General features: G+C 73.2%; 18 protein-coding genes and 1 pseudogene. 13 read left to right on the top strand and 6 right to left on the bottom strand.

What is annotated here, in order from left to right; all coding sequences use genetic code 11:
• Positions 1–27 precede the first annotated feature (27 nt).
• The 10 genes and pseudogenes from ACWGKU_RS09865 to ACWGKU_RS09820 all read left to right on the top strand — a co-directional run bounded on the left by ACWGKU_RS09865 (position 28) and on the right by ACWGKU_RS09820 (position 9,327).
• On the top strand, positions 28–1,800 hold the full coding sequence (locus ACWGKU_RS09865; RefSeq protein WP_359901573.1) for an ABC transporter ATP-binding protein: 1,773 nt from the start codon (positions 28–30) through the stop codon (positions 1,798–1,800).
• 169 nt (positions 1,801–1,969) lie between these two features.
• A complete protein-coding gene (locus ACWGKU_RS09860; protein WP_359911650.1) occupies positions 1,970–2,215 on the top strand; it encodes a LapA family protein in 246 nt (81 codons plus the stop codon).
• Positions 2,216–2,262: 47 nt separating this feature from the next.
• Positions 2,263–2,991, top strand: a complete 729-nt coding sequence (locus tag ACWGKU_RS09855; RefSeq protein WP_452177909.1) for an amino acid ABC transporter ATP-binding protein — start codon at positions 2,263–2,265, stop codon at positions 2,989–2,991.
• Between the two features lie 99 nt (positions 2,992–3,090).
• Entirely contained in the window at positions 3,091–3,972 is an 882-nt protein-coding gene (locus ACWGKU_RS09850) for a glutamate ABC transporter substrate-binding protein (RefSeq protein WP_359911653.1), read from the top strand.
• A 12-nt stretch (positions 3,973–3,984) separates the two neighbouring features.
• Positions 3,985–4,629, top strand: coding sequence for an amino acid ABC transporter permease (locus ACWGKU_RS09845; protein WP_359911656.1), 645 nt, complete (start codon positions 3,985–3,987; stop codon positions 4,627–4,629).
• Positions 4,626–5,495, top strand: coding sequence for an amino acid ABC transporter permease (locus ACWGKU_RS09840; RefSeq protein ID WP_401046561.1), 870 nt, complete (start codon positions 4,626–4,628; stop codon positions 5,493–5,495). The genes ACWGKU_RS09845 and ACWGKU_RS09840 overlap by 4 nt, the downstream gene beginning before the upstream one ends.
• A 174-nt stretch (positions 5,496–5,669) precedes the next feature.
• Positions 5,670–6,575: a LysR family transcriptional regulator gene (locus ACWGKU_RS09835; RefSeq protein ID WP_359911662.1), complete on the top strand. Its 906-nt coding sequence runs from the start codon at positions 5,670–5,672 to the stop codon at positions 6,573–6,575.
• 158 nt (positions 6,576–6,733) lie between these two features.
• Positions 6,734–7,315 (top strand): cysteine dioxygenase family protein, encoded by a 582-nt coding sequence (locus ACWGKU_RS09830; RefSeq protein ID WP_401046564.1) that lies wholly within the window; start codon positions 6,734–6,736, stop codon positions 7,313–7,315.
• Between the two features lie 58 nt (positions 7,316–7,373).
• Positions 7,374–8,489, top strand: coding sequence for a YeiH family protein (locus ACWGKU_RS09825; RefSeq protein WP_452177908.1), 1,116 nt, complete (start codon positions 7,374–7,376; stop codon positions 8,487–8,489).
• 125 nt (positions 8,490–8,614) lie between these two features.
• Positions 8,615–9,327: pseudogene (locus ACWGKU_RS09820) on the top strand (spermidine synthase).
• Between the two features lie 291 nt (positions 9,328–9,618).
• Here the strand turns inward: ACWGKU_RS09820 and ACWGKU_RS09815 are convergent.
• The 3 genes from ACWGKU_RS09815 to ACWGKU_RS09805 all read right to left on the bottom strand — a co-directional run bounded on the left by ACWGKU_RS09815 (position 9,619) and on the right by ACWGKU_RS09805 (position 13,116).
• Positions 9,619–11,526: a hypothetical protein gene (locus tag ACWGKU_RS09815; RefSeq protein ID WP_452177886.1), complete on the bottom strand. Its 1,908-nt coding sequence runs from the start codon at positions 11,524–11,526 to the stop codon at positions 9,619–9,621.
• A gap of 139 nt (positions 11,527–11,665) precedes the next feature.
• Positions 11,666–12,508, bottom strand: a complete 843-nt coding sequence (locus ACWGKU_RS09810; protein WP_401050112.1) for a TetR/AcrR family transcriptional regulator — start codon at positions 12,506–12,508, stop codon at positions 11,666–11,668.
• 98 nt (positions 12,509–12,606) lie between these two features.
• Entirely contained in the window at positions 12,607–13,116 is a 510-nt protein-coding gene (locus ACWGKU_RS09805; protein WP_452177885.1) for an NUDIX hydrolase, read from the bottom strand.
• Positions 13,117–13,227: 111 nt separating this feature from the next.
• On the opposite strand from ACWGKU_RS09805, the gene ACWGKU_RS09800 reads away from it, so the two are divergent.
• The gene (locus tag ACWGKU_RS09800) at positions 13,228–14,451 is read left to right on the top strand and encodes a serine hydrolase domain-containing protein (protein ID WP_401050108.1); all 1,224 of its coding nucleotides are present in this window, start codon (positions 13,228–13,230) and stop codon (positions 14,449–14,451) included.
• 2 nt (positions 14,452–14,453) lie between these two features.
• Here ACWGKU_RS09800 and ACWGKU_RS09795 read toward each other — a convergent pair whose 3' ends face one another.
• The 3 genes from ACWGKU_RS09795 to ACWGKU_RS09785 all read right to left on the bottom strand — a co-directional run bounded on the left by ACWGKU_RS09795 (position 14,454) and on the right by ACWGKU_RS09785 (position 18,051).
• Complete coding sequence (locus ACWGKU_RS09795; protein ID WP_359911682.1) at positions 14,454–14,777, bottom strand: nuclear transport factor 2 family protein; 324 nt, start codon at positions 14,775–14,777, stop codon at positions 14,454–14,456.
• A gap of 245 nt (positions 14,778–15,022) precedes the next feature.
• Positions 15,023–16,546 (bottom strand): acetaldehyde dehydrogenase ExaC, encoded by a 1,524-nt coding sequence (exaC, locus tag ACWGKU_RS09790; protein WP_452177907.1) that lies wholly within the window; start codon positions 16,544–16,546, stop codon positions 15,023–15,025.
• A gap of 557 nt (positions 16,547–17,103) precedes the next feature.
• Positions 17,104–18,051 carry a terpene synthase family protein gene (locus tag ACWGKU_RS09785; RefSeq protein WP_401050100.1) on the bottom strand — a complete coding sequence of 316 codons (948 nt, stop codon included), beginning with the start codon at positions 18,049–18,051 and terminating at the stop codon, positions 17,104–17,106.
• 309 nt (positions 18,052–18,360) lie between these two features.
• On the opposite strand from ACWGKU_RS09785, the gene ACWGKU_RS09780 reads away from it, so the two are divergent.
• Positions 18,361–21,378, top strand: coding sequence for an ATP-binding protein (locus ACWGKU_RS09780; protein WP_452180985.1), 3,018 nt, complete (start codon positions 18,361–18,363; stop codon positions 21,376–21,378).
• A gap of 311 nt (positions 21,379–21,689) precedes the next feature.
• Complete coding sequence (locus ACWGKU_RS09775; protein WP_452180984.1) at positions 21,690–22,754, top strand: aldose epimerase family protein; 1,065 nt, start codon at positions 21,690–21,692, stop codon at positions 22,752–22,754.
• Positions 22,755–22,845: the final 91 nt, after the last annotated feature.

Below are 22,845 nucleotides of genomic sequence, written 5' to 3'. Positions count from 1 at the left end.
CCCTGCTACGCACGCGAGGAGCACGTCATGAAGCCTCCGTTCCAGGAGGAACAGGAGCCGGCCGCCACCCTGCCGGTCGGCTCCCCGGCCGCGGTGCGCGGATACCTGCTGCTGCTCGCGCGGCGGCACCGCGCCGGGTTCTCCGCGGTGGTGTCGCTGCACTCCGTGGCCACCGTGGCCGGGCTGGTCGGGCCCTGGGTGCTCGGGCGCCTGGTCGAGTCGCTGGCCACCGGGACCGTCGGGTCCACCATCGCGGTGGCGGTCGCCTGGTACCTGCTGGCACTCGTGGTGCAGGCGGCGTTCACCGGCTGGTCGCGGATGCGCGGCGCGGTGCTCGGCGAGCGGGTGCTGGCCGACCTGCGCGAGGACTTCCTGGTCCGCTCGGTGGCCCTGCCGACCGGGGTGCTGGAGCGGGCCGGTACCGGGGACCTGGTCTCCCGGGGCACCACCGACATCGACCGGCTGGACAAGTCGGTGCGCGAGGCGGTGCCCGAACTCGCCGTCGCCGTGGTGTCGTTGCTGCTGGTGCTCGGCGCGCTGCTGGTCACCTCGCCACTGCTCGCGCTGACCTCGCTGATCGGGCTTCCGCTGCTGCTGGTCAGCTCCCGCTGGTACTTCCGGCGCGCGCCGCAGTCCTACCGCAGCGAGTCGGCCGGGTACGCGGCGGTGAGCAACGTGCTGGCCGAGACGGTGGACGCCGGGCGGACGGTGGAGGCGCTGCGGCTGGGGGACCAGCGGGTCCGGCTGACCGACCGCAAGCTGCGCGAGTGGCTGGCCTGGGAGCGGTACACCCTGTGGCTGCGCTCGGTCTGGTTCCCGACCATCGACGCGGTCTACACCTTGGCGGTGCTCGCCACCATGCTGTTCGGCGGGCTGTTCACCGTCCAAGGCTGGATCACCGTGGGCCAGTTGACCACCGGCGTGCTCTACGCGCAGATGCTGACCGGCCCGGTGGACATGATCCTGCGCTGGTACGACGAGCTCCAGATCGGCCAGGCCTCGCTGGCCCGGCTGGTCGGCGTGCGCGAGGTGCCCGAGCACGAGGGGGACGAGTCCGTCCTGCCGGACGGCCGTCGGGTCGAGGCGAAGGACGTCCGGTTCGGGTACCGCGAGGGCGCCGACGTCCTGCACGGGATCAGCCTGGACGTCCCCCCGGGCAGCCGGGTCGCGCTGGTCGGGCCGTCCGGCGCGGGCAAGTCCACCCTCGGCCGGCTGCTGGCCGGGATCTACGCCCCCGGCCGCGGCAGCGTGACCCTCGGCGGGGCGGCGCTGGCGCGGATGCCGGCTGAGCGGGTGCGCGCGGAGGTCGCCCTGGTGAACCAGGAGCACCACGTCTTCGTCGGCACCCTGCGGGACAACCTGCGGCTGGCCGCGCCCGGGGCGGACGACACCGAGCTGCGGGCCGCGCTGGACGCCGTGGACGCCGGGGCCTGGGTGGACGCCCTGCCGGACGCCCTGGACACCGAGGTCGGCTCCGGCGGCACCTCACTGACCCCGCCGCAGGCCCAGCAGCTGGCGCTGGCCCGGCTGGTGCTGGCCGATCCGCACACCCTGGTGCTGGACGAGGCCACCTCCCTGCTGGACCCGCGGGCCGCCCGTCACCTGGAGCGCTCGCTCTCCCGGGTGCTGGAGGGGCGGACCGTCATCGCCATCGCCCACCGGCTGCACACCGCGCACGACGCGGACGTGATCGCGGTGGTCGAGGGCGGGCGGATCAGCGAGTACGGCAGCCACCCGGAGCTGGTCGCGGCGGGCGGTCCGTACGCGGCGCTCTGGCGGTCCTGGCGGGACGAGCGGTAGCGGGTTCCGGTCCGGCCGGCGGCCGGACCGGAGTCGGGCCGGACTGGACCGGAGCGGACCGGGGCGGACTCAAACCCGTACGGGGCCTGATTGCCCCGTACGGGTTACTCCCTGGCCCGGAAGAGCGCGTAACCGGGCAAATCGGCCGCCCGGCCCGCAGACTGCTCCGGTGACCAAGATTTCAGACGGACCATCCCGTTCCCCGCGCGGTGAGATCGGCGGCATCCCCACGCGCTACATCGGGATCGGCGTCATCGTCGTCCTCGCCGTGTGGTTCCTGTTCGCCAACCTCGACAGGGTCCAGATCCAGTTCTGGGTCTTCACCGTCACCGCGCCGCTCTGGATCGCGCTGCTGGCCACGCTCATCGCGGGCGTCGCGCTGGGCTGGCTGCTGAAGGGACGGCGCAACAGGTGACCGCAGCCCCCGGGCCGGCGCCGGCCGGCGCCTCGGCCTTCACCCCGCTGATCGAGATGCGCGGGGTCAACAAGCACTTCGGGGACCTGCACGTCCTGCAGGACATCGAGCTGACGGTCGGGCGCGGCGAGGTGGTCGTGGTCATCGGCCCGTCCGGCTCCGGCAAGTCGACCCTCTGCCGGGCGATCAACCGGCTGGAGCCGATCGAGGACGGCACCATCCTGATCGACGGCCGCCCGCTGCCCGAGGAGGGCAAGGGCCTGGCCAGGCTGCGCGCCGAGGTCGGCATGGTGTTCCAGTCCTTCAACCTGTTCGCGCACAAGACCGTGCTGCAGAACGTCTCGCTCGCGCAGATCAAGGTCCGCGGCCGGCCCAGGGCCGAGGCGGACGCCAAGTCCCGCGCGCTGCTGGAGCGGGTGGGCCTCGCCGACCAGGCCGCCAAGTACCCGGCGCAGCTCTCCGGAGGGCAGCAGCAGCGGGTCGCGATCGCCCGCGCGCTGGCCATGGACCCGAAGGCCCTGCTGTTCGACGAGCCCACCTCGGCGCTCGACCCCGAGATGATCAACGAGGTGCTGGACGTCATGCGCCAGCTCGCGAGCGAGGGCATGACGATGATCGTGGTCACCCACGAGATGGGCTTCGCCCGGGCCTCCGCGAACCGGGTGGTGTTCATGGCCGACGGCCGGATCGTCGAGGACCGCGCCCCGGAGGACTTCTTCAGCGCCCCTGAGAGCGATCGTGCCCGGGACTTCCTGTCCAAGATCCTGAAGCACTGAGGCGGCGCCGTGAACCGTGAGACGACGCCCGGGGCTCGGCCCGCGGGGAGGCCGGTCGCGCGGCCCGGGGTGCGGCCCGCCGCACGGGCGGGCCGGCGCTTGCTCGCCGTCGCCCTGCTGCTCGCCGCGCTGGCGGCCGGCTGCGGCAAGCCCGGGACCCCGCCGCCCAAGGGCCCGCAGCCCAGCGCCCTGCCCAGCTACCAGGTGCAGGACGCCTCCGCGATCACCGGCTCGCCGACCCTGGACGCCGCCCGCAGCCGGGGCCACCTGGTGGTCGGCGCCAAGGAGGACCAGCCGTACCTGGGCCAGAAGAACCCGGCCACCGGCGAGTACTCCGGCTTCGACATCGAGATCGCCAAGATGGTCGGCGCCTCGCTGGGCTTCCCGCCGGACCGGATCCAGTTCAAGACCATCGCCTCGGCCAACCGCGAGACCGCCCTGCAGAACGGCCAGGTGGACTACTACGTCGGCACCTACACCATCAACGACAACCGGAAGAAGCTGGTCGGCTTCGCCGGCCCGTACTTCATCGCCGGGCAGTCGCTGCTGGTGCGCAAGAACAACGACACCATCCACGGCCCGGAGGACCTGGACGGCAAGAAGGTCTGCTCGGCGGCCGGATCGACGCCGTACCAGCGGATCCAGTCGAAGTACCCGAAGGCCGAGCTGATCGGCTACGACACCTATTCGGCCTGCGTGGACAACCTGATCACCAACCAGGTCGACGCGGTGACCACGGACAACGCGATCCTGCTCGGGTACGCGGCCAAGGTGCCGGACGAGCTCAAGGTGGTCGGCCCGCTGTTCTCGACCGAGCCGTACGGGATCGGGGTGCCGAAGGAGGACACCGTGCTGCGCGGCGCGATCAACGACGCGCTGGAGCACCACATCCAGAACGGCGACTGGCAGAGGGCCTTCGAGGCGACCCTCGGCCTCTCCGGGGAGCCGGCGCCCACCCCGCCGCAGATCGACCGGTACTGAGAGGGCCGCGCCGTGAAAACGCTGATCGACAACTGGTCGACCTACTGGGAGGGGTTCCTCGGCACGCTCTCGCTGTTCGCGGTGAGTGCCGTGCTGTCGCTGGTGCTGGGCGTGCTGATCGCGGGCTTCCGGGTCTCGCCGGTCAAGCCGCTGCGGGTGTTCGGGACGGTGTGGGTGACCTTGCTGCGCAACACGCCGCTGACGCTGCTGTTCTTCATCGTGGTGCTGGGCCTGCCCCGGTTCAACATCACCCTGCCCTTCTACACCTTCGCGGTGCTCGCGCTGGGCTGCTACACCTCGGCCTTCGTCTGCGAGTCGATGCGCTCGGGCATCAACACGGTGCCGACCGGGCAGGGCGAGGCGGCCCGCAGCCTGGGCATGAGCTTCGGGCAGACGATGAGCCTGGTGGTGTTGCCGCAGGCGTACCGCTCGGTGGTGGCGCCGCTCGGCAGTGTGATGATCGCGCTGGCCAAGAACACGGCGATCGCCGGCTCGTTCAGCGTCACCGAGCTGCTGGGCACCTACCGGACCATCAACGAGCTGGGCTACAGCATCGTCTGGACCTTCGTCTGGATCGCCGTCGGATACCTGATCATCACCCTGGCCATCAGCGCCGTCTTCAACCTGCTGGAACGACGAGTGGCGGTGTCCCGATGACCGTTGAATCCTCGGCGCTGTACGACATCCCCGGCCCGAAGGCGCTCGCCCGGCACCGGCTGTACGGCGGGATCGCGCTGCTGCTGATCGCGGCGCTGATCGGCTGGGTGATCTACATGCTGTTCCACACCCACCAGTTCACGTACGCCAAGTGGCAGCCGTTCGAGTACCGGGGCGTGCAGGAACTGCTGCTGCGCGGGCTCGGAAACACCCTCAAGGCCTTCGGCTGGACGGTGCTGTTCGCGCTGCCCTTCGGCGCGCTGTTCGCGGCCGGGCGGCTCTCCGACCACCGGGTGGTGCGCTGGCTCTCCACGCTGGTGGTGGAGTTCTTCCGGGCCATGCCGGTGCTGGTGATGATCTTCTTCGTCTTCGTCGCGCTCAAGGTGCAGCCGCTCTGGGCGCTGGTGACCGGGCTGGTGCTCTACAACGGCTCGGTGCTGGCCGAGGTGTTCCGGGCCGGCGTGCTCGCCGTGCCCAAGGGCCAGCGGGAGGCGGCGTACGCACTGGGCATGCGCAAGACCCAGGTGATGTCGTACGTCCTGGTGCCGCAGGCCAACCGGGCGATGCTGCCGGCCATCATCAGCCAGCTGGTGGTCGCGCTCAAGGACACCTCGCTGGGCTTCCTGATCACCTACGAGGAGTTCCTGCACGCGGGCAAGCTGATCGCCACCAACCTGGACTACGACCTGCCGTTCATCCCGGTGGTGATGGTGATCGCACCGATCTACATCGGCATGTGTCTGCTGCTCTCCTGGCTCGCCCGCTTCGTGGAACGGCGCAGCCGGCGAAGCCCGGGCGTGCGCGGCGGGGCACCGGTGGTCAAGGCCGAGGTGGCGATGGGGCTGCCGCCGTCGGCGCAGCAGTGAGAAGCCTGGTTCGGGGCTGAACCATAGGTACGGGTGGGGTTGGGGTCGATACCTCCAAATTCCTCTTATGATTCTCGGGCGTCCGGGCGAGGCCTGGGCGCGGTCCGAGCACGGTCCGGGCGGGGCCGGAGCGGGGCTGTCGAGAGCGGATGGGCGGGAGGGGTCATGGAGCCGGTGTTCGATTCGCGGCACATCAGGACGTTCCACGAGGTCGTCCGGGCCGGTTCCTACTCGGCCGCCGCCCGCGAGCTCGGCTACACCCAGCCCGCCATCACCCAGCAGATGAAGGCGCTCGAACGCACCGTCGGCGTTCCGCTCTTCACCCGGGCCGGGCGCGGACTGCGGCTCACCGAGGCCGGCGAGGCGCTCTCCCGGCACGCCGAGCTGATCCTCGACAGCATGTCCGCCGCCCAGCAGCAGCTCGCCGCCCTCGCCCGGCTGCGCGCCGGACGGGTGCGGGTCTGCGCCTTCCCCAGCGCCAACGCCACCCTGATACCCGAGGCGATGGCCCGGCTGCTGGCGGAGCACCCCGGCGTGCGGGTCGAACTGCTGGAGGCCGAGCCGCCGGACTCCGTCCAGCGGCTGCTGCGCGGGGAGTGCGACATCGCGCTGGCCTTCCGTTACCCCGGTGTGGCCACCGAGGTGCCGGAGGGCGTGGACGAGATCCCGCTGATGGAGGACCTGCTCACGGTGCTGCTGCCGGTCGGGCACCCGCTCGGCCGCCGGCACGCCGTACGGCTGGCCGACCTCGGCGGCGAACGCTGGATCGCCGGCTGTCCGCGCTGCCGGGCCAACCTGCTGCACGTCTGCGCGGAGGAGGGGTTCGCGCCGGACATCGTGTTCTCCACCGACGACAACCTCGCGGTGCAGTCGCTCGTCGCCGCCGGGGTCGGGATCGCGCTGATGCCGGCGCTGGTGCTCTCCTTCATGTGCCACCGCAAGGTCACCGGGCGGGCCGTCGAACCGCACCTGCGGCGGCAGGTGAGCGCGTACGTGCTGCGCGAGCACCGCCGGATCCCGGCCACCGGGCTGGTGCTGGACCACCTGCGGCAGGCGGCGGCGAGTCGGGTCGGGTGCTGAGCGCCGACCCGGATGACGACTCCCGGCGGCGAGCGGCAGCAGGAGGGCGGCAGCAGGTAACGGGCGAGCGGCTGCCTGCTGACATATAAGCGTTGGTGGGTAGGTTCCTTACAAACCCTCCTTGGACGTGATAGGTCGCCAGGGTCGAACCTGCTGGGATGACTCCCTCAGCCACGGTCGGCAGCGGCCGACTCACCGAGCGGATGACCGCGCTGATCAGTGAGATCCGCGCCGTCGTGGACCGCGGACTCCCGCCGGAGCTCACCGCCTACCTGGTCGGCGAGCGACTCGCCCCGCACCTGCACGCCGACCCGGACGGTCCCGACGCGCTGCTCGCCCCCGCCCACCGCGAGGGCGACCCGCAGCGCTACCGCCAGCACGTCCTGCACGCCGAGGAGGACGGCAGCTTCTCCGTCGTCGCCCTGGTCTGGCTGCCCGGGCAGCAGACCCCGATCCACGACCACGTCTCCTGGTGCGTGGCCGGCGTCCACCAGGGGCAGGAGAGCGAGACCCGCTACCGGCTGGTCTCCGGCGGCCCCACCGCCCGGCTGGTCGAGACCGAGCACGTGGCCGGCCCGGCCGGTACCGTCGCCGCCTTCGCCCCGCCCGGCGACATCCACCTGGTGCGCAACTCCTGTAGCAGCACGGCGATCTCCATCCACGTCTACGGTGCGGACGTCTCCCGGCTCGGCACCAGCATCCGGCGGGTCTACCGGATGCCCGCCGACGGGCAGCAGTGATCCCGGCGTGGCACTGACCCTCCGGCACCGCGCCGCCCGTACCCGCTCGTTGCCCCCGATGCGCGGGGACGCCCCCGGGCTGCTGCTCGCCGCCCTCGGGGTGGCCGCCGCGCTGGGCGTCCACGCGCTGGTGCCGGCCGTGCCCAAGCTCACCGCCGCCGTCGTGCTCGGCATGGTGGCGGCCCACCTGCCCGGGGTGCGCCCGGTGGTCCGCGGGATCGCCCGGCCGGGGCTGTCCACGGCCGGGAAGCGGCTGATGCGGCTCGGGATCGTGCTGCTCGGGCTCAAGCTCAGCCTGGACGACGTGCTCGGCCTCGGCTGGGCCACCGTGGCCATGGTGCTGGCCGTCGTCGCGGCCACCTTCGCGGGCACGCTCTGGCTGGGCCGGCGGCTCGGCCTGCCCGGCGACCAGCCGCTGCTGGTCGCCACCGGGTACTCGATCTGCGGGGCCTCGGCGATCGGCGCGGTCAGCCAGGCGGCGGGCAGCGAGGAGGAGGACGTCGCGGCCTCGGTGGCGCTGGTCACCCTGTGCGGGACGCTGGCGATCGCCGTGCTCCCGCTGCTCCAGCATCCGCTCGGGCTCGACGAGCTGGAGTTCGGGCGCTGGGTCGGGGCGAGCGTGCACGACGTCGGGCAGGTGGTCGCCACCGCGCAGACCAGCGGGGCCGGGGCGCTGCGGGAGGCGGTGCTGGTCAAGCTGATGCGCGTGGTGCTGCTGGCGCCGCTGGTCGCGGGGGTGGCCGTCATGGTGCGGCGGAACCTGCGGGCGGCGCGGGTGGCGCGGGTGGCTTCGGTGAAGGTCGCGGCGGGGGTTTCGACCGGGGCTTCGGCGGCGGTGACGTCGGTGGCGGGGGCTCCGGCGGAGGGCGAGGTGGGCGGGAAGACGGGCGAGAAGTCGGCGAAGACCGACAACCGCCCGCCGATCGTGCCGCTGTTCGTGGCGGGGTTCCTCGCGATGATCGTCCTGCGGACCACCGGGGTGCTGCCCGAGCGGGCGCTCGGCCTGGCCTCGGAGGCCCAGGAACTGCTGCTGGCCGCCGCGTTGTTCGGTCTCGGCAGTGCGGTGCACCTGCCGACCATGGCCCGCACCGGCGGGCGGATCGCACTGCTCGGGCTCGGATCCTGGGTGGTCGTCGCGGGAGTCTCGTACGCGGGGGTGCTGATCACGACCTGACGGACCCGGGTGCGGACTCGGCTATTGTCGGGCGCAAGCCCACCCGGCCCGCCGGTACCAGGGCGGTGGTGCGGCCGAGTTCACCCGAGTTCACCCGAGTTCACCGAGTCCGCCAAGGAGGACGGATGACCACAGCACTGCCCGAACGCGACGGCCGCGAGGCCGTCGTCACGCTCGACCGGCGGGAGGGCCCGTACGGTGAGGTGGTGCTCCGGCAACGCGGTCGGGACTTCGAGATCATCGCCAACGGCTGCTTCCTGATGGACACCGCCGACGGGCGCTCGGAGCGGCTGCTGATCCAGACGGCGCTGGACGAGCTGGACCGTACGGCCGGTGGCCCGGTCGAGCGGCCGTCGGTGCTGATCGGGGGCCTCGGGGTCGGATTCTCGCTGGCGTACGCGGCGGCCGAGCCGCGCTGGGGGCGGATCGCCATCGTGGAGCGGGAGTCCGCGATCATCGACTGGCACCGGACCGGCCCGCTCGGCGCCTTCTCGGGCGGTGCACTGGACGACGAGCGGGTCGAGGTTCTCCACACCGACCTGCTGGAGTACCTCGCGGCGGCGGACGGCGAGCGCTACGACGCGCTGTGCCTCGACATCGACAACGGGCCGGACTGGACCGTCACCGAGTCCAACGACGGGCTGTACGGCGCGGACGGGCTGACGGTGCTGTGGCACCGGTTGCGGCCCGGCGGGGTGCTGGCCGTGTGGAGTGCGCAGCCTTCGCGGGCCTTCGAGGACGCGCTGCGGGCGGTGGGGTTCTCGGACGTGGTGACGCACGAGGTCCCGGTCGCCCGGGGGTGCCGGACGTGGTGCACGTGGCCCGGCGGGCGGGCTGAGCGCCGAAGCCGGTCCGGCCGGGGCGGAGCAGGTACGCCCGGAGCGTGGGTGAACCCGTGGGCGGTGTGCGGCGGTGTGCGGCGGTTGGCGGCGGAGCGGATCGCGGCCGACCTCCGACGGCGCTCGCGGCAGGGGAGTTGGCGCCGGGGGAGAGGGGCCGGAAGCGGGTAACGGATGACAGCCGACAGGTAACAGATTTCAGATTTCGTTCGCTGAAATCTGAAATCTGTCGACTGTCGGCCGTCATCCGTTCGCCGTGTCACCGCGCGGCGGCTCGCCGCGCCTCCGGCTCAGCCGAACGGGCGGTTCTCCGGCTCGGCGCCGGCTGCGGCTACCGGCTTCGGTTCGTCCGTCGGCAGGGCCGGGATGCCCTCCATGGAGAAGGGGTTGAAGTCCGGCGGCGGGACCATCACCGGCGTGCCCTTGCGCGGACCTGCCTCCTCCGCGTCCCCGGGCTGCTCCGATCCCTGTGCCGCCGCTTCCCCTGCGACGGGCGGGGCCTGGGCCGGGACGACGGGCGGGGTCGAGGGCGGCGGCGGGACGGCGGGGCCCTGCGAGGGGAGGGTGGTGCCGAACGGATCGGCCTTCTGCTCGGCCGTGACCGTGGTCCCGAACGGGTCGGCGACCGGAGCGGCGCCGGCGGGCCGGGCCGCGGGCGCGTCGCCCGGCGCGTCCGGGATGCCCTCCATGGAGAAGGGGTTGAAGTCAGCCGGCGGGACCATCACCGGCGTGCCCTTCGGGCGGTCCTCGACATCCGGCGCCGTGTCCTCCCCATCGGAGGAGGGGACCTCCGCGACGGGCGCGAAGGGGTTGAAGTCCGCGGGAGGCACCCGTACCGGTGTGCCGCGCAGGTGCACCGGCTTCTCCTCCGCCTCCTTCTCGGCGGCCACGGCGGCGGCAGCGACGGCAGCGGCAGCGGGGGCTTGAGCCGGAACCTGAGCCGGAGCAGGGGCGGGCGTCCGGACCGGAGCGGGAGCCTGGACCGGAACGCCGCTCATCGCGGCCGGCACGCCGTCCCAGCCGAACTGGACGCTCTTCAGCAGCTCCGCGAACGCCTCCGTGTACAGCTCCCAGTCCTCCGGCCGCGCCGTGGACAGCTGGGCGCACAGCACCGTCCCGCCGTCCGGCAGCGGCACGAAGGCCTGGACGGCCGAGGTGACCACCCAGCGCCGCTGCCCGTCGGCGGCCAGCGGGCCGGGCACCGGGGCGGTCCGGCCCTCGACCAGGACGGCGGCCGGACCGGCCGGCAGCAGGACGGTCCACACCTCGGCGTGCCGCCGGACGGTGGCCAGTTCGGTGGCGAGCGCGGTGATCGGCAGCGGGTGCCGGGCGAGCGAGACGACGAGGGCGGCGTCCGAGGTGCGGTCGTCCAGCTCCAGGGCGCAGACGCCGGCGTAGACGACGCCCGCGTCGCGGATCAGGTCGGCCAGAGTGGCGGAGATCACCGCGAAGTCGCGCCGCGGCTCCGGGCCGGTGGCGCTGAACAGTTCCTCGGCGACCTCCGCCAGGTGCCGGGCCAGTTCGTCGGCGGCCGCCACGGTGGCCGGGTCCGTACCGCCCGTCCGGTCCGTGTCGCCCGTCCGGTGCGTGCCGTCGGGCAGTGCCGACAGCGGGGGCACCGCACGGGCGGAGACGCCGGGCGGGCCGCCCGGGGAGGTCAGCGCGTGGAAGCCGGGCGGCACGACCAGCCGGACCTCGGCGCCCGCGCCGGTGGGCAGTTCGACCGGTTGCCGGGTCTGCTGCCCGGCCGCCAGCGCGGCCAGCGCGGGGGCGAACGGCGGGCGCAGCTTGGCGTCGGCGAACTCGCCGGTGACCGGGAGCTGGAACAGCGCGGCCGAGGTGGTGCCCCGGTCGGCGATGGCACCGCGCACCGCGCCGCCGCCGTACCGGGCCTGGAGCGCGGTGACCACCCGGTCGGTGAGCCGTGCGCCGGTGCCCGGCCGGGCGGTGCCGGCGGTGGTCACCGTGCCGAGCCGGTCGAGGGCGGTGTGCACCGGGCCGTTGGGGGCCAGGGACAGGCCGAACAGCGTTTCGGCGGCGGGGTGTTCGGCCGCCCGCGGGGCACTCAGCGAGGCCGCCGGGTGGCGCGAGGTGCGCTCGTCGAAGAGGGCGTCGGTGAGAGTGCCGAGGGTCGCGCAGACCTGCTCCGCCGCCGCGAAGGGATTGGCCTCCACGCTGAACTGCACGTCCTGGGTCACCTGGTGAGCCCCCCGCTCTGCTCCGTCTGCCGTCGGTGGTTCGGGTGGGACCGGGCCCGCCGCGGCGGCGGGTCGTCAGATCCCGGCTCATTCCTATCAGAGCCCGCCGTCCGGACCGAACCGCAGGATGACCCGATGATCACTCGGTGGTGGTGCCGGTGGCCTGCGCGGACCCGTCCTCGGGGGTGCCGGCGGCGAGCGCGGTGACCGCCTCGACGATCCCCGGCACGGCGAACAGCCCCGCGAGGTCCCGCACGAGGCGCCCGGTCGGGCCGTCCGGGCGTTCGTCGGCGAAGAAGGAGGCCAGTTCGGCGGCGAGGGCCGGTTCGCGGGCGGCGGTGAGGGTGAGCGAGGCGACGAACTCCTGCACCAGGTGCAGCTGGAGCTCCTCCAGCGGCACCGAGCGCTCGACCAGCCACTCCAGCGAGGTGATCTCGGCGTTGGCGATCCAGGCCCGGACGGTCAGCCGCAGTCCGGCGCTCGGCTCGGGGAGCGCCAGGTGGGCCAGGATCTGCTCCTGCGCGGCCCTGCGCACGTCGTCGATCACCGCCGAGGTGCCCGCGCTGGCCGCCACCGAGCCGCCGCGCAGCAGCGCGGCGAAGCCCGGCCCGTGGCTCTGCACGAAGTCCAGGTAGCGGCCCATCACCCGGTAGAGCCGCTCCGACAGCGGCCCGTCCATGGGCTCCTCGAACCGGGCCGACAGCTCCTGCCCGGCCCGCCGCAGCGACTCCTCGTACAGCGCCTGCTTGCCGGGGAAGTAGTGGTACACCAGGGGCCGGGAGGCCCCCGCGGCGGCGGCGATGTCGTCGATCGACACTTCCTCCGGCGGCCGTCGGCTGAACAGTTCCAGTGCCACGGCGATCAGCTGCTCCCGCCGCTCGTCCACGCTCAGCCGCCGACGCGGCCGCTCGCCCGCCGCCCGGGCGGAGGCGGAGGTCCGTGCTGCGCGATCGGCCGTCGGTGACGGCGTACGGGAGGCCATGCGCGCCACCCTAGTTCGTCGAGGGCCCTGCGGTGGAGACAGGGGCCCACTGCACTCCGGCCCGCGCACCGGCCCCGAACGCCGAGGTCGTGGCGGCGCTACGCGGACCGGAGGTCCAGGTAGCGGCGGTAGGCCTCGCGCCCGTCGGCGACGAAGGAGTCGCGGGTGAGGCGGTCGGCGAGTTCGGCGGGGGTGAGCCAGGTGTGCCAGGCGACCTCGGACTCCTGGGGGGAGACCGGGCCGTCCCACTCGGCCTCGTACATGTCGCACCACCAGGAGAGCCGGTCCTGCTCGAAGAGGAACTTGAACAGGGGGCGCGGGGCGATGCCGTGCACGCCGAGCTCCTCCTCGGCCTCGCGGACGGAGGCCTCGGCGTAGGTCTCGCCGGAGCCGACCACGCCGCCGACGAACATGTCGTACGCGCCGGGGGCGAAGAGCTTGGTGTCGGTGCGGCGGTGGACGAAGATCCGCCCGGCCGGGTCGCGGACCAGGATGAAGACGCAGCGGTGGGTGAGCCCGCGCCGGTACACCTCGCCGCGCAGGGCGGTCCCGATCACGCGGTCGTGCTCGTCGACGATGTCCAGCAGTTCCTCGGCAGGGTTGGTCATGAGGGACAGGTTAGGGTTTCGGGGCTCGGTTCGAACGGATTCGATCGAAGGAGATCGAAAACGAACACGAGTGGCACGAGAAGCAACGGAACTGGTCGAGGGCGGCACGCGGTGGTGGAGATCTGGGGCGAGACGGCCGAGGGGTTCGAGCCCGTACGGGCGGCCTTCGTGCGGAACTTCGCCGACTACGGCGAGCTCGGTGCGGCCTTCGCGCTGTATGTGCGCGGCCGCAAGGTGGTCGACCTGTGGGGCGGTGACGCCCGCCCCGAGGTCGGCGGCCGGCCGGCGCCCGCGGTGCCGTGGACGGCGGACACCGCGCAGGTGCTGCGCTCGGTCACCAAGGGCCTGACCGCGACCACCGCGCTGCTCCTGGCCGAACGCGGCCTGCTCGACCTGGACGCCCCGGCGGCCTCGTACTGGCCGGAGTTCGCGGCGGCCGGCAAGGGCCGGATACCGGTGGGCTGGCTGCTCTCGCACCAGGCCGGAGTGCCCGCGCTGGACGTGCCGCTGCGGCTGGAGGACGTGCTCACCTGGGAGCGCGCGGCCGCCGCCGTCGCCGCGCAGGCGCCCGCCTGGGAACCCGGCACCGCGCACGGCTACCACCCGTACACCTTCGGCTGGCTGGTCGGCGAGGTGGTGCGCCGGGTCAGCGGCCGGACGGTGGGCCAGTTCTTCGCCGAGGAGGTCGCCCGGCCGCTCGGGCTGGACCTGTGGATCGGGCTGCCGGCCGGCGCCGCGCCCAGGGTCGGCAGACTCGTCGACCTCCCGGCGCCGGACGCGGCCCGGACCGGTCCGAGCGGGCTGCGGCTGCGACCCAAGCAGTCCGTCCGGGACGCCTACCAGGACCCGGCCTCGCTGACCGCCCGCTCCTTCGCCTCGGTGCGCCCCGGCGTGGACCTCAACGACCCGGCGGTGCAGGCCGCCGAGATCCCCGGCGCCGGCGGCATCGGCACCGCCCGGTCACTCGCCCGGTTCTACGCGGCACTGATCGGCGCGGCCGACCGCCCGGACGGCTCCGGCGCGCTGCTGCCGCCGCTGCTCGGCCCCGAGGTGCTGGCACGCGCGGTCGAGCCGGCGGTGAGCGGGCCGGACCGGGTGCTGATCGTCAACTCCACCTTCGGCCTGGGCTTCTGGCGGCACGGCCCGACCGCGCCGATGGCCTCCCCGGCGAGCTTCGGCCACCCGGGTCGGGGCGGTTCGCTCGGCTTCGCCGACCCCGACCTGCGGCTGGGCTTCGGCTACGTCACCAACGGCATGCAGCCGGGCGTCACCGGGGACATCCGCTCGCGGAACCTGATCCGCGCGGTGCGGGGGTGCCTGGGGCTGGACCGGTAGCCTCAGGCCTGGCCGGTCTCGAAGCGGTGGATCTTCCCGCCGTCGACGGTGAAGCGCCAGGCGGTGCGCATGGTGCCCCAGGTCTCGTTGGTGAACTCGGCGACCAGCGCGTGGCCTCCGCTCGACTCGGTCTGGACGGCCATCCGGCCGTTCGGGCCGAAGATCTCCCGGTCGACCCAGTCCGCCAGGTCGCGCTCGGAGCCGTCGTCGGCCATGGTCGCGTCCGGGGCCAGCAGCGCGAAGAAGGCCTCGCGGTCGCCCGCGTTGACCGCGGTGACGAAGGCGCGGACGGCGGGGTCGCTGAGTTTCGTGGGGGCGATGGTCACGCGGGACTCCCTGATGGGGGTGAGGGGCGGGGAGTCCTGTTTACGGCTTTCGCGCGGGCTGTCCGGGCATGTCGGCGGCGCGTCGGTGAATTGGCCGCATTCATGTGCTTTGATCCCCGGAACAGGCGATTCGCCCCGGAGCCCGCCACGGGGAGTGGCGAGGGAGCGGGAGGCCCCGACGGGCCTCCCGCTCCGCTTTCCCGGCCTCCCTGGCTCGTCGGGTCTAGAAGAAGCCGACCGCGTGTCTAGAAGAAGCCGACCGCGTCGGGGGAGTAGCTGACCAGCAGGTTCTTGGTCTGCTGGTAGTGCTCCAGCAGCGCCTTGTGGGTCTCCCGCCCGATGCCGGAGTTCTTGTAGCCGCCGAAGGCCGCGTGGGCCGGGTAGGCGTGGTAGCAGTTCGTCCAGACCCGGCCCGCCTGGATGGCGCGCCCGGCCCGGTGGGCGGTGTTGATGCTGCGGGTCCACACGCCCGCGCCGAGCCCGTACTGGGTGTCGTTGGCGAGCGCGACGGCCTGGTCGAAGCCGTCGAAGCGGGTGACCGAGACGACCGGTCCGAAGATCTCCTCCTGGAAGACCCGCATCGAGTTGTCGCCCTCGAAGACCGTCGGCGTGACGTAGTACCCGCCGGCGAGCGCGCCGCCAAGGTCGGCCCGCTCGCCGCCCACCAGGATCCTGGCGCCCTCGTCCTGGCCGATCTCGAAGTAGGAGAGGATCTTCTTCAGCTGCTCGACGCTGACCTGGGCGCCGACCTGGGTCTCGGTGTCCAGCGGGTTGCCCTGGCGCATCGCCCGCACCCGCGCCAGGCCGTCGCCGAGCAGCCGCTCGTAGACCGGGGTCTCGATCAGGGCGCGGCTGGGGCAGGTGCAGACCTCGCCCTGGTTGAGGGCGAACATCGCGAAGCCCTCGACGGCCTTGTCGTAGAAGGCGTCGTCGTCGGCGGCGACGTCCGCGAAGAACACGTTGGGGCTCTTGCCGCCGAGTTCCAGCGTGGCCGGGATCAGGTTCTCGGCGGCCGAACGGGCGATCAGCCGGCCGGTGCCGGTCTCGCCGGTGAAGGCGATCTTGCGGATCCGGGGGCTGGCGGCCAGCGGGGCGCCGGCCTCCTCACCGAAGCCGGTGACGATGTTGACCACGCCGGGCGGCACCAGGTCGGCGGTCAGCTCGGCGAGCAGCAGCACCGAGGCCGGGGTCTGCTCGGCGGGCTTGAGCACCACCGCGTTGCCGGCGGCGAGCGCCGGGGCGAGCTTCCAGACCGCCATCAGGATCGGGAAGTTCCACGGGATGATCTGGCCGACCACGCCCAACGGCTCGTGGAAGTGGTACGCCACGGTGTCCTCGTCCAGCTGGGAGAGGCTGCCCTCCTGGGCCCGCAGCGCACCGGCGAAGTAGCGCAGGTGGTCGACCGCGAGCGGGAGGTCGGCGGCCAGCGTCTCGCGCACCGGCTTGCCGTTCTCCCAGCTCTCCGCGACGGCCAGCTGCTCCAGGTTGGTCTCCATCCGGTCCGCGATCCGCAGCAGGACCTGCGCGCGCTCGGCGGCGGAGGTGCGGCCCCAGGCCGGGGCCGCGGCGTGGGCCGCGTCCAGCGCGGCCTCGATGTCCTCGGCGGTGCCCCGGGCGACCTCGGTGAACACCTCGCCGGTGACCGGGGTCGGATTGCCGAAGTACTCGCCGCGCACCGGAGGCGTCCATTCGCCGCCGATCCAGTGCTCGTACCGGGAGCGGTAGGCGACGATGCTGCCGGGCGTGCCGGGGGGCTGGTAGACCGTCATGTTCGCTGTCTCCTCGCTGCGTCGGGCGCCGCCGGGCACGGCTCTGGCCACGGGCGGCACGCCGGACCGCCCGTTCGGGGGCGGTCCGGCGGGAGGGGTCGGACACGCAATCGGACCGGCGCCCCGCCGGGGGCGCCCGCCGCCGAGCACGATAACCGCCGGGCGCCCGGCGCGGCTACGGTCCGTACGCGTGTCCGGTACGGAGGGTGTGTCTTCCGGTCGTTCGCGGGGGCCTGGTCCGCCGGACGTCCCGGACCGAATCTCCGCGGGACCCCTGGCGTGATCCCGATCTCCGCGGGAGCCCGGGGCCCGATCCCGATCTCCGCGGGCGTCCCGAAACGGATCACTGCGGGGGCGCGCGTTTCGGACGCACCCCCGCGACCCGCAGCCGCGCGCCGTCGCGCGTCGGTGGGGCTGTCCCCGGCGTGCCTCCGTAAGCCGCCGTGCGTCGGCCGGACCGCCCCCGCGGCGTGCCGCCGTGCGCCGCCGTACGGCCGGGGCGGCGCTCTCGGGTCGCGCCACCGCACGCCCGTCGGGCGGTCCGGGGCGCACGCCGGTCAGACCGCGTGGTACCGGCCGGTGCGGGCCTCCCAGCTGAGGTAGCCGGCCAGCCAGGTGAGCAGCCCGTCCGCATACCGCTGGGCGATCGTGCGTTCGATCCGGGAGAGGCCCAACTCGCGGTGGACGTCGGGCAGCCGGGCGTGCAGTTCGGCGCAGCGGTCGACCATCAGCTGGGCCTCGGCGATGACCGCCGCGCAGGCCTCCTCGGCCGAGCAGCGCCGTTCCCGCTGGACGATCATGACCAGGTTGTTCACGTCCCCGCGCGGCGCCTCCAGCGGGTAGGAGTGCACGTCGTTGCTGAGCGACGGTATGTCGGCGGCCAGCTGGCGGAGCTGACGCAGCACGGGGTGGTGCAGGACGGCGGCCGGGACCTCGAACTGGCCCAGGCGTTCGACCATGTCGAAGATGGTCTCCATCGCCGCGGTGCCCCGGCGGAGCTCCAGATAGCCGGCGCGGTCCGGCGGCCGGGTGGAGATCCGGCCGGCCGCCTCGGCCGGGTGGCTGGCCAGGTAGTACTCCCAGTTGTAGGCGGCGCGGGCCTGCCAGCGGGCCGGCATGCCCCGCATGCTGCGGTTCCACAGATCGGCGAAGGCGGTCTCGACCGCGGAGCCCTGGTCGGCGCGGGCGCCGTGCAGGACGGCGATCAGCCGTTCGCAGATCGGGGCCACCTCGGCGGGACGGCGGCCGAGCGGGCCGTCGAACTGGTCGTCGAAGAGGAAGTAGAAGCCCATCAGGTCGGCGGCCAGGGCGAGTTCGTCCGGGCCGGCGTCCGGATAGCCGAGTGCGGCGAGGTCCACCACCTCCCAGTGCGCGTAGCCGGGATGGTCGGCGTCGGGCAGCAGCGGGTGGCGGATCAGCCAGTCCCTGTGCAGTGCGGTGGCGTGGATGCCGTGCGGACTGCGGCGGTGCGGGAACGGAATCTGAAGTGAGGTGTCGTCAGACATCGGACTCCCGGTGCAGCGAAGGGTGGGGGCGCTTGTTGTTGGAGCGGTGATGGTGGGGGGAGTTGGCGCGACGGGGTGCGGACGGTGAGGGTGGGCTTCGCAAGATCATCCGCGCCTCGAAGGCCGTAGGGTATCTGATGCAATGATGGGATGTTAGGGATGTAGGGCAATTGCCCTTGACAGGGCCCCCAAACCCTCACCGTCCGCCCCAGCCTGCACGAATGCCCCACGGGGAGGTCCGCACGGCGCTAACCTCGGCTCCACGCAGTGATGGAGCTGTGACGCAGCGGGCGAGGCGGAGGCACGACGGTGACCGAGCAGGAGAACGCACTTCGGGCGGGCGGTGGTTCCGCCCACGACGGCGACGGCATCGCGCCCCGGGTCCGGTTGCGCGACCGCGACGCCGAACTGCGCTCGGTGGAGGCCGCTGTCGACCGGCTCTGCCGTGGCTTCGCCGCCGGCGGCACCGAGATCGGCGACCTGCTCACCTTCTCGGGCCGCCCCGGCATCGGCAAGACCAGTCTGCTGCACGAGGTCAGGCGGCTCGCCAAGCTCCGCGACGGTGCCACCGTGCTGTTCGCCCGAGGCGGTGAACGGCAGTTCAAGGAGCCGTACCACGTCCTGCGCCAGCTGCTCCAGCCCGTGCTCACCGACCTGAAGCCCGAGGTGTTCAGCCAGGTCATGGGCACCTGGGAGGAGGTCGTGGGACCGGCCATGGGCCTCAAGCAGCCCAAGGCCGGCGCCCGCCGCCTCGACCCGCAGGGCGTGCGCGACGGCCTCGACTACGTCCTCACCCAGCTCGCGCCGCGCCGCGCGCCGATGGTGATGATCGTCGACGACCTGCACTGGGCGGACGGCGAGTCACTCTCCTGGCTGACCAAGTTCGCCATCCGATCGAGTGAACTTCCCGTTCTGCTCGTCTTCGCCTTCCGGGAGGACGAGAACGACTGGCCCATCGAGACCCAGGACTTCCGGCGGGACGTCCTCCTCCTCAAGGGTCGCAAGCACGAGCTCAACCGGCTCACCCTCAGCTCCGTCACCGACATGATCCGCGCCGAGCTCGGCGACAGGGCCGAGGACGCCTTCTGCTACGAGTTCTGGAACGTCGTCAACGGCAACCCGTTCGAGGCCAACGCCCTGCTCGACCAGGTGCGCGAGCAGGAACTCGAACCGGTCGAGGAGAACTCCCGGCAGCTGCGCGAACTCGCCGTCGACGCCGCCGGGATGACCCTCAAGAGCTGGCTGGACCGGCTCGGCGCCAGCACCCTGCGCTTCGCCTGGGCCTGCGCGATGCTGGGCACCGACATCCGGGTCGACCTCGCCACCCGGATCTCCACCCAGAGCACCGAGGGCGCCCGCGACTCCATCAAGCAGCTGCGCAAGCAGCGCGTGCTGACCCAGAGCCCCAACGGGAACCTGGAGTTCGTCCACCCGCTGATCGCCAGCTCCATCTACAACACCATGCCGGACGCCACCCGCCTCGGCATGCACGGCATCGCCGCCGCCGAGATCGAGAACGCCGGACTCGGCCTGCTCGCCGCCTCCCGTCACCTGGTCGAGACCCACTCCGGCGAGGGCGACGACCGGATCGTCAAGAAGCTGCGCCGCGCCGCCGTCGAACACCAGCTGATCGGCGCCCCCGAGGCGGCCCAGCGCTGTCTGCACCGCGCGCTCAACGAGCCGCCCGCCGACGAGATCAAGGCCGAGGTGCTCTACGAACTCGGGTGCTCCGCGCTGCTCACCGACCCCGTCGCCACCGTCAACCAGCTCAAGCTGGCCCTCGACCCCGACGAGGTGCCGCTGCGCCCCGCCCTGCGCGTGGACGCCACCTTCCTGCTCTCCGAGGTGCTCGCCCACGCCGGTGAACTGGGCCAGGCGGCCCTGGTCTGCCAGGAAGAAGCCCTGAGGACCACCGAACCGGCCGGGCGCCAGCGGCTCCAGGCCGCCTCGTTCATGTGGCACGCCTTCCGCAAGTCCGAGGAGGACGGCCCGGGCCGCTCCGCCCGGCTCGGTGAGATGTGCCGGGGCCTGAGCGGGCGGGAGGCGGCCGACCGGGCCGTGCTCGCCATGCGCGCCTGGGACCTCACCCTGCGCGGCGCCGCCTCCGCCGATGCGCTCGCGCTCGCCGACGAGGTCCTCGACGGCGGCCGACTGCCCAAGGGCCTCGGCTGGACCGACACCACCTGGGGCTTCGAACTGCCCTCGATGCTCGGCCTGACGTACATCTACAACGACCGCATCGCCCAGGCCGAACGGCTGGCCGCGGACGCCATCATCCAGTTCGAGATCGCCGGGTGGAGCGGTGCCCACCGGGGCTTCGCCTACTTCCTGATGGGCCTGGCCCGGTTCCGCCGCGGCCTGCTCGCCGAGGCCGAGGACTTCCTGCGCCGGGCGTACCGCATCTCCGAGCGGATCGGGGAGAAGCTGCCGCTGGCGTGGGACGCGATCGGCGTGCTCGTCGACACCCTGATCGCCCGCGGCCGGGTCGACGAGGCCTGGAAACTGGCCAACGAGTTCGGCTTCCACCCGCCGTACCACGCGACGGCCATGGTGCTGCCGGACGCGGCCTCGCTGTACGGCAAGCTGCTGGTCGCCAAGGAGAAGTACGCGGGCGCGGCCGCCGCGCTCACCGAGGCGGGCGCCCAACTGGAGGTCCGCGGCTGGCACAACACCGTCTGGGCGCCCTGGGCCGGCCACCTCGCCATCGCGATCGCGGACGACGAGCCCGAGCGTGCCCGCGACTACGCCCAGCGGGCGGTCCGGGACGCACGCAACTTCGGCACCGCCTCGGCGATCGGCAGCGCGCTGCGCCTGCAGGCCCGGATCGAGGACGGCCAGGCGGCGGTCGAACTGCTGGAGGACGCCGTGGCGTACCTCGGGCAGTCCCCGGCCGGTTACGAGCACGCCGTCGCCCTGGTCGACCTCGGTGCCGCGCTGCGCCGGGTCGGGCGGCTGGAGGACGCCCAGGAGTACCTGTACCAGGGCATCGAACTGGCCCAGCACTGTTCCGCGGAGGGGCTGGTCGACCGGGCCCGGCGGGAGCTGGCCAACTACGGCCTGCGGCCCAACCGGCTGGGGCTGCGCGACTTCCGGGACACCCTGGAGACGCTCAGCAGCGCCGAGTGGGAGGTCGCCAAGCGGGCCGTGCAGGGCGTGCCGCCGCAGCGGATCGCCGACGAGCTCGGGGTGCCGCTCGGGCTGGTCAACCGTCGGTTGGCGGCGGTCTACCGCAAGGCGGGCAGCGGGCCGGACGGCCTGGCCTCGGCGCTCGGTCTGCCGCCGCAGCAGCAGCGGGACGCGGGCCGGCTGGAGGAGCTGGACGGCTAGGAGCGGCCCCGGGGTCGGTCGTGGCGCCCGGCGGTCGTGGCCGGTGCACGGTGCGCGGGTGGGGCGCCCGGTTCGTGGCGGGCGCCTGGCGGTCGTGGCCGGAGCCCGGTGCGCGGGTGGGGCGCCCGGCGGTCGTAGGGGGCGCCAGATGGTGGACGGCGGCGCGGGAGGCGGCGCGTGGGTTCGCGGAAGCGCCCCCGCGGCCGCCGCCGTCGCTAGGCTGACGGACACGGGGCTGCCGCGGCGACCCCTCGACGGACCCGGAACCGGGCGGCCGCGGCGCGACCCGGCCGCGAGTGAGGAGCAGGCCCATGGCGAGCGAGGCCACCAGCGTGCGGCAGGAACCCCTGGAGCCCTCGGGCGCGGGCGCCGCGATCGAGCGCTGGACGCTCACGGCGGGCCCGTACGAGGCGAGCGTGCTCACCCTCGGCGCGACCCTGCACACCCTGAGCGCACCGGACCGCTCCGGCCGCGTCGCCCAACTGCTTCTGGCCACCGACCGGTTGTCCGAGATCCTCGGCCCGGCCCGGCACTACGGCACGGTGGTGGGCCGGTACGCCAACCGGATCGACGGCTCGTCGGTCACCATCGACGGCGAGGAGCACCAGCTCGCCCCCACGGGTGGCGGCATGACCCTCCACGGCGGGCCGGACGGCTTCGCACACCGGATGTGGGAGGCCGGGCCGGTCGACGGCGGCGTGCGGCTGGCGCTGCACAGCCCGGACGGTGACCAGGGCTTCCCGGGCGCGCTGGACGTCACCGTCACCTACACCCTGGACGCCTCCGGCGAGCTGGTGATCGCCTACCGCGCCGTCACCAGCAAGCCGACCGTCGTCAACCTCACCAACCACGCGTACTTCAACCTCTCGGGTGAAGGCAGCGGCGACGTCCTCGGTCACCTGCTCACCCTGGACGCCGACACGTACACCCCCGCCGACGAGCGGCAGATCCCGTACGGCCGGACCGAGCCGGTGGCCGGCACGCCCTTCGACTTCACGGTGGCCACGCCGATCGGCAAGTCGGTGCACGACGAGCACCCCCAGCTGACCGGGCCCGGCGGCTACGACCACAACTGGGTGCTGCGCGGCCGGCCGGGGGACGGCAGCCCGGCGCGGGCCGCGCTGCTGGAGGACCCGGTCAGCGGCCGCACCCTGGAGGTGCTGAGCACCGAGCCGGGCGTCCAGGTCTACACGGCGAACAAGTTCCAGGGCGCGGTCACCGGCGCGCGCGGCGTCCCCTACGGGCCGTTCGCCGGGATCGCGCTGGAGACCCAGCACTTCCCGGACTCCCCGCACCACCCGGCGTTCCCCAGCACGGAGCTGCGGCCGGGGGAGGAGTTCCGCTCGACGACCGTGCTCCGGCTGGGGACCAACTAGTGAGCTGGTCCGGAGATTCTTGAGCAGTAGCGGCAGATTCGGTCGATGATCTGGTCGGCGGTCTTGGTCCACTTGAATGGGTGGGCGCTGT

Source organism: Kitasatospora sp. NPDC054768, from assembly GCF_053612025.1.
Note: the sequence above shows the minus strand (reverse complement) of the source record. Positions and strands in the feature narration are given on the sequence as shown.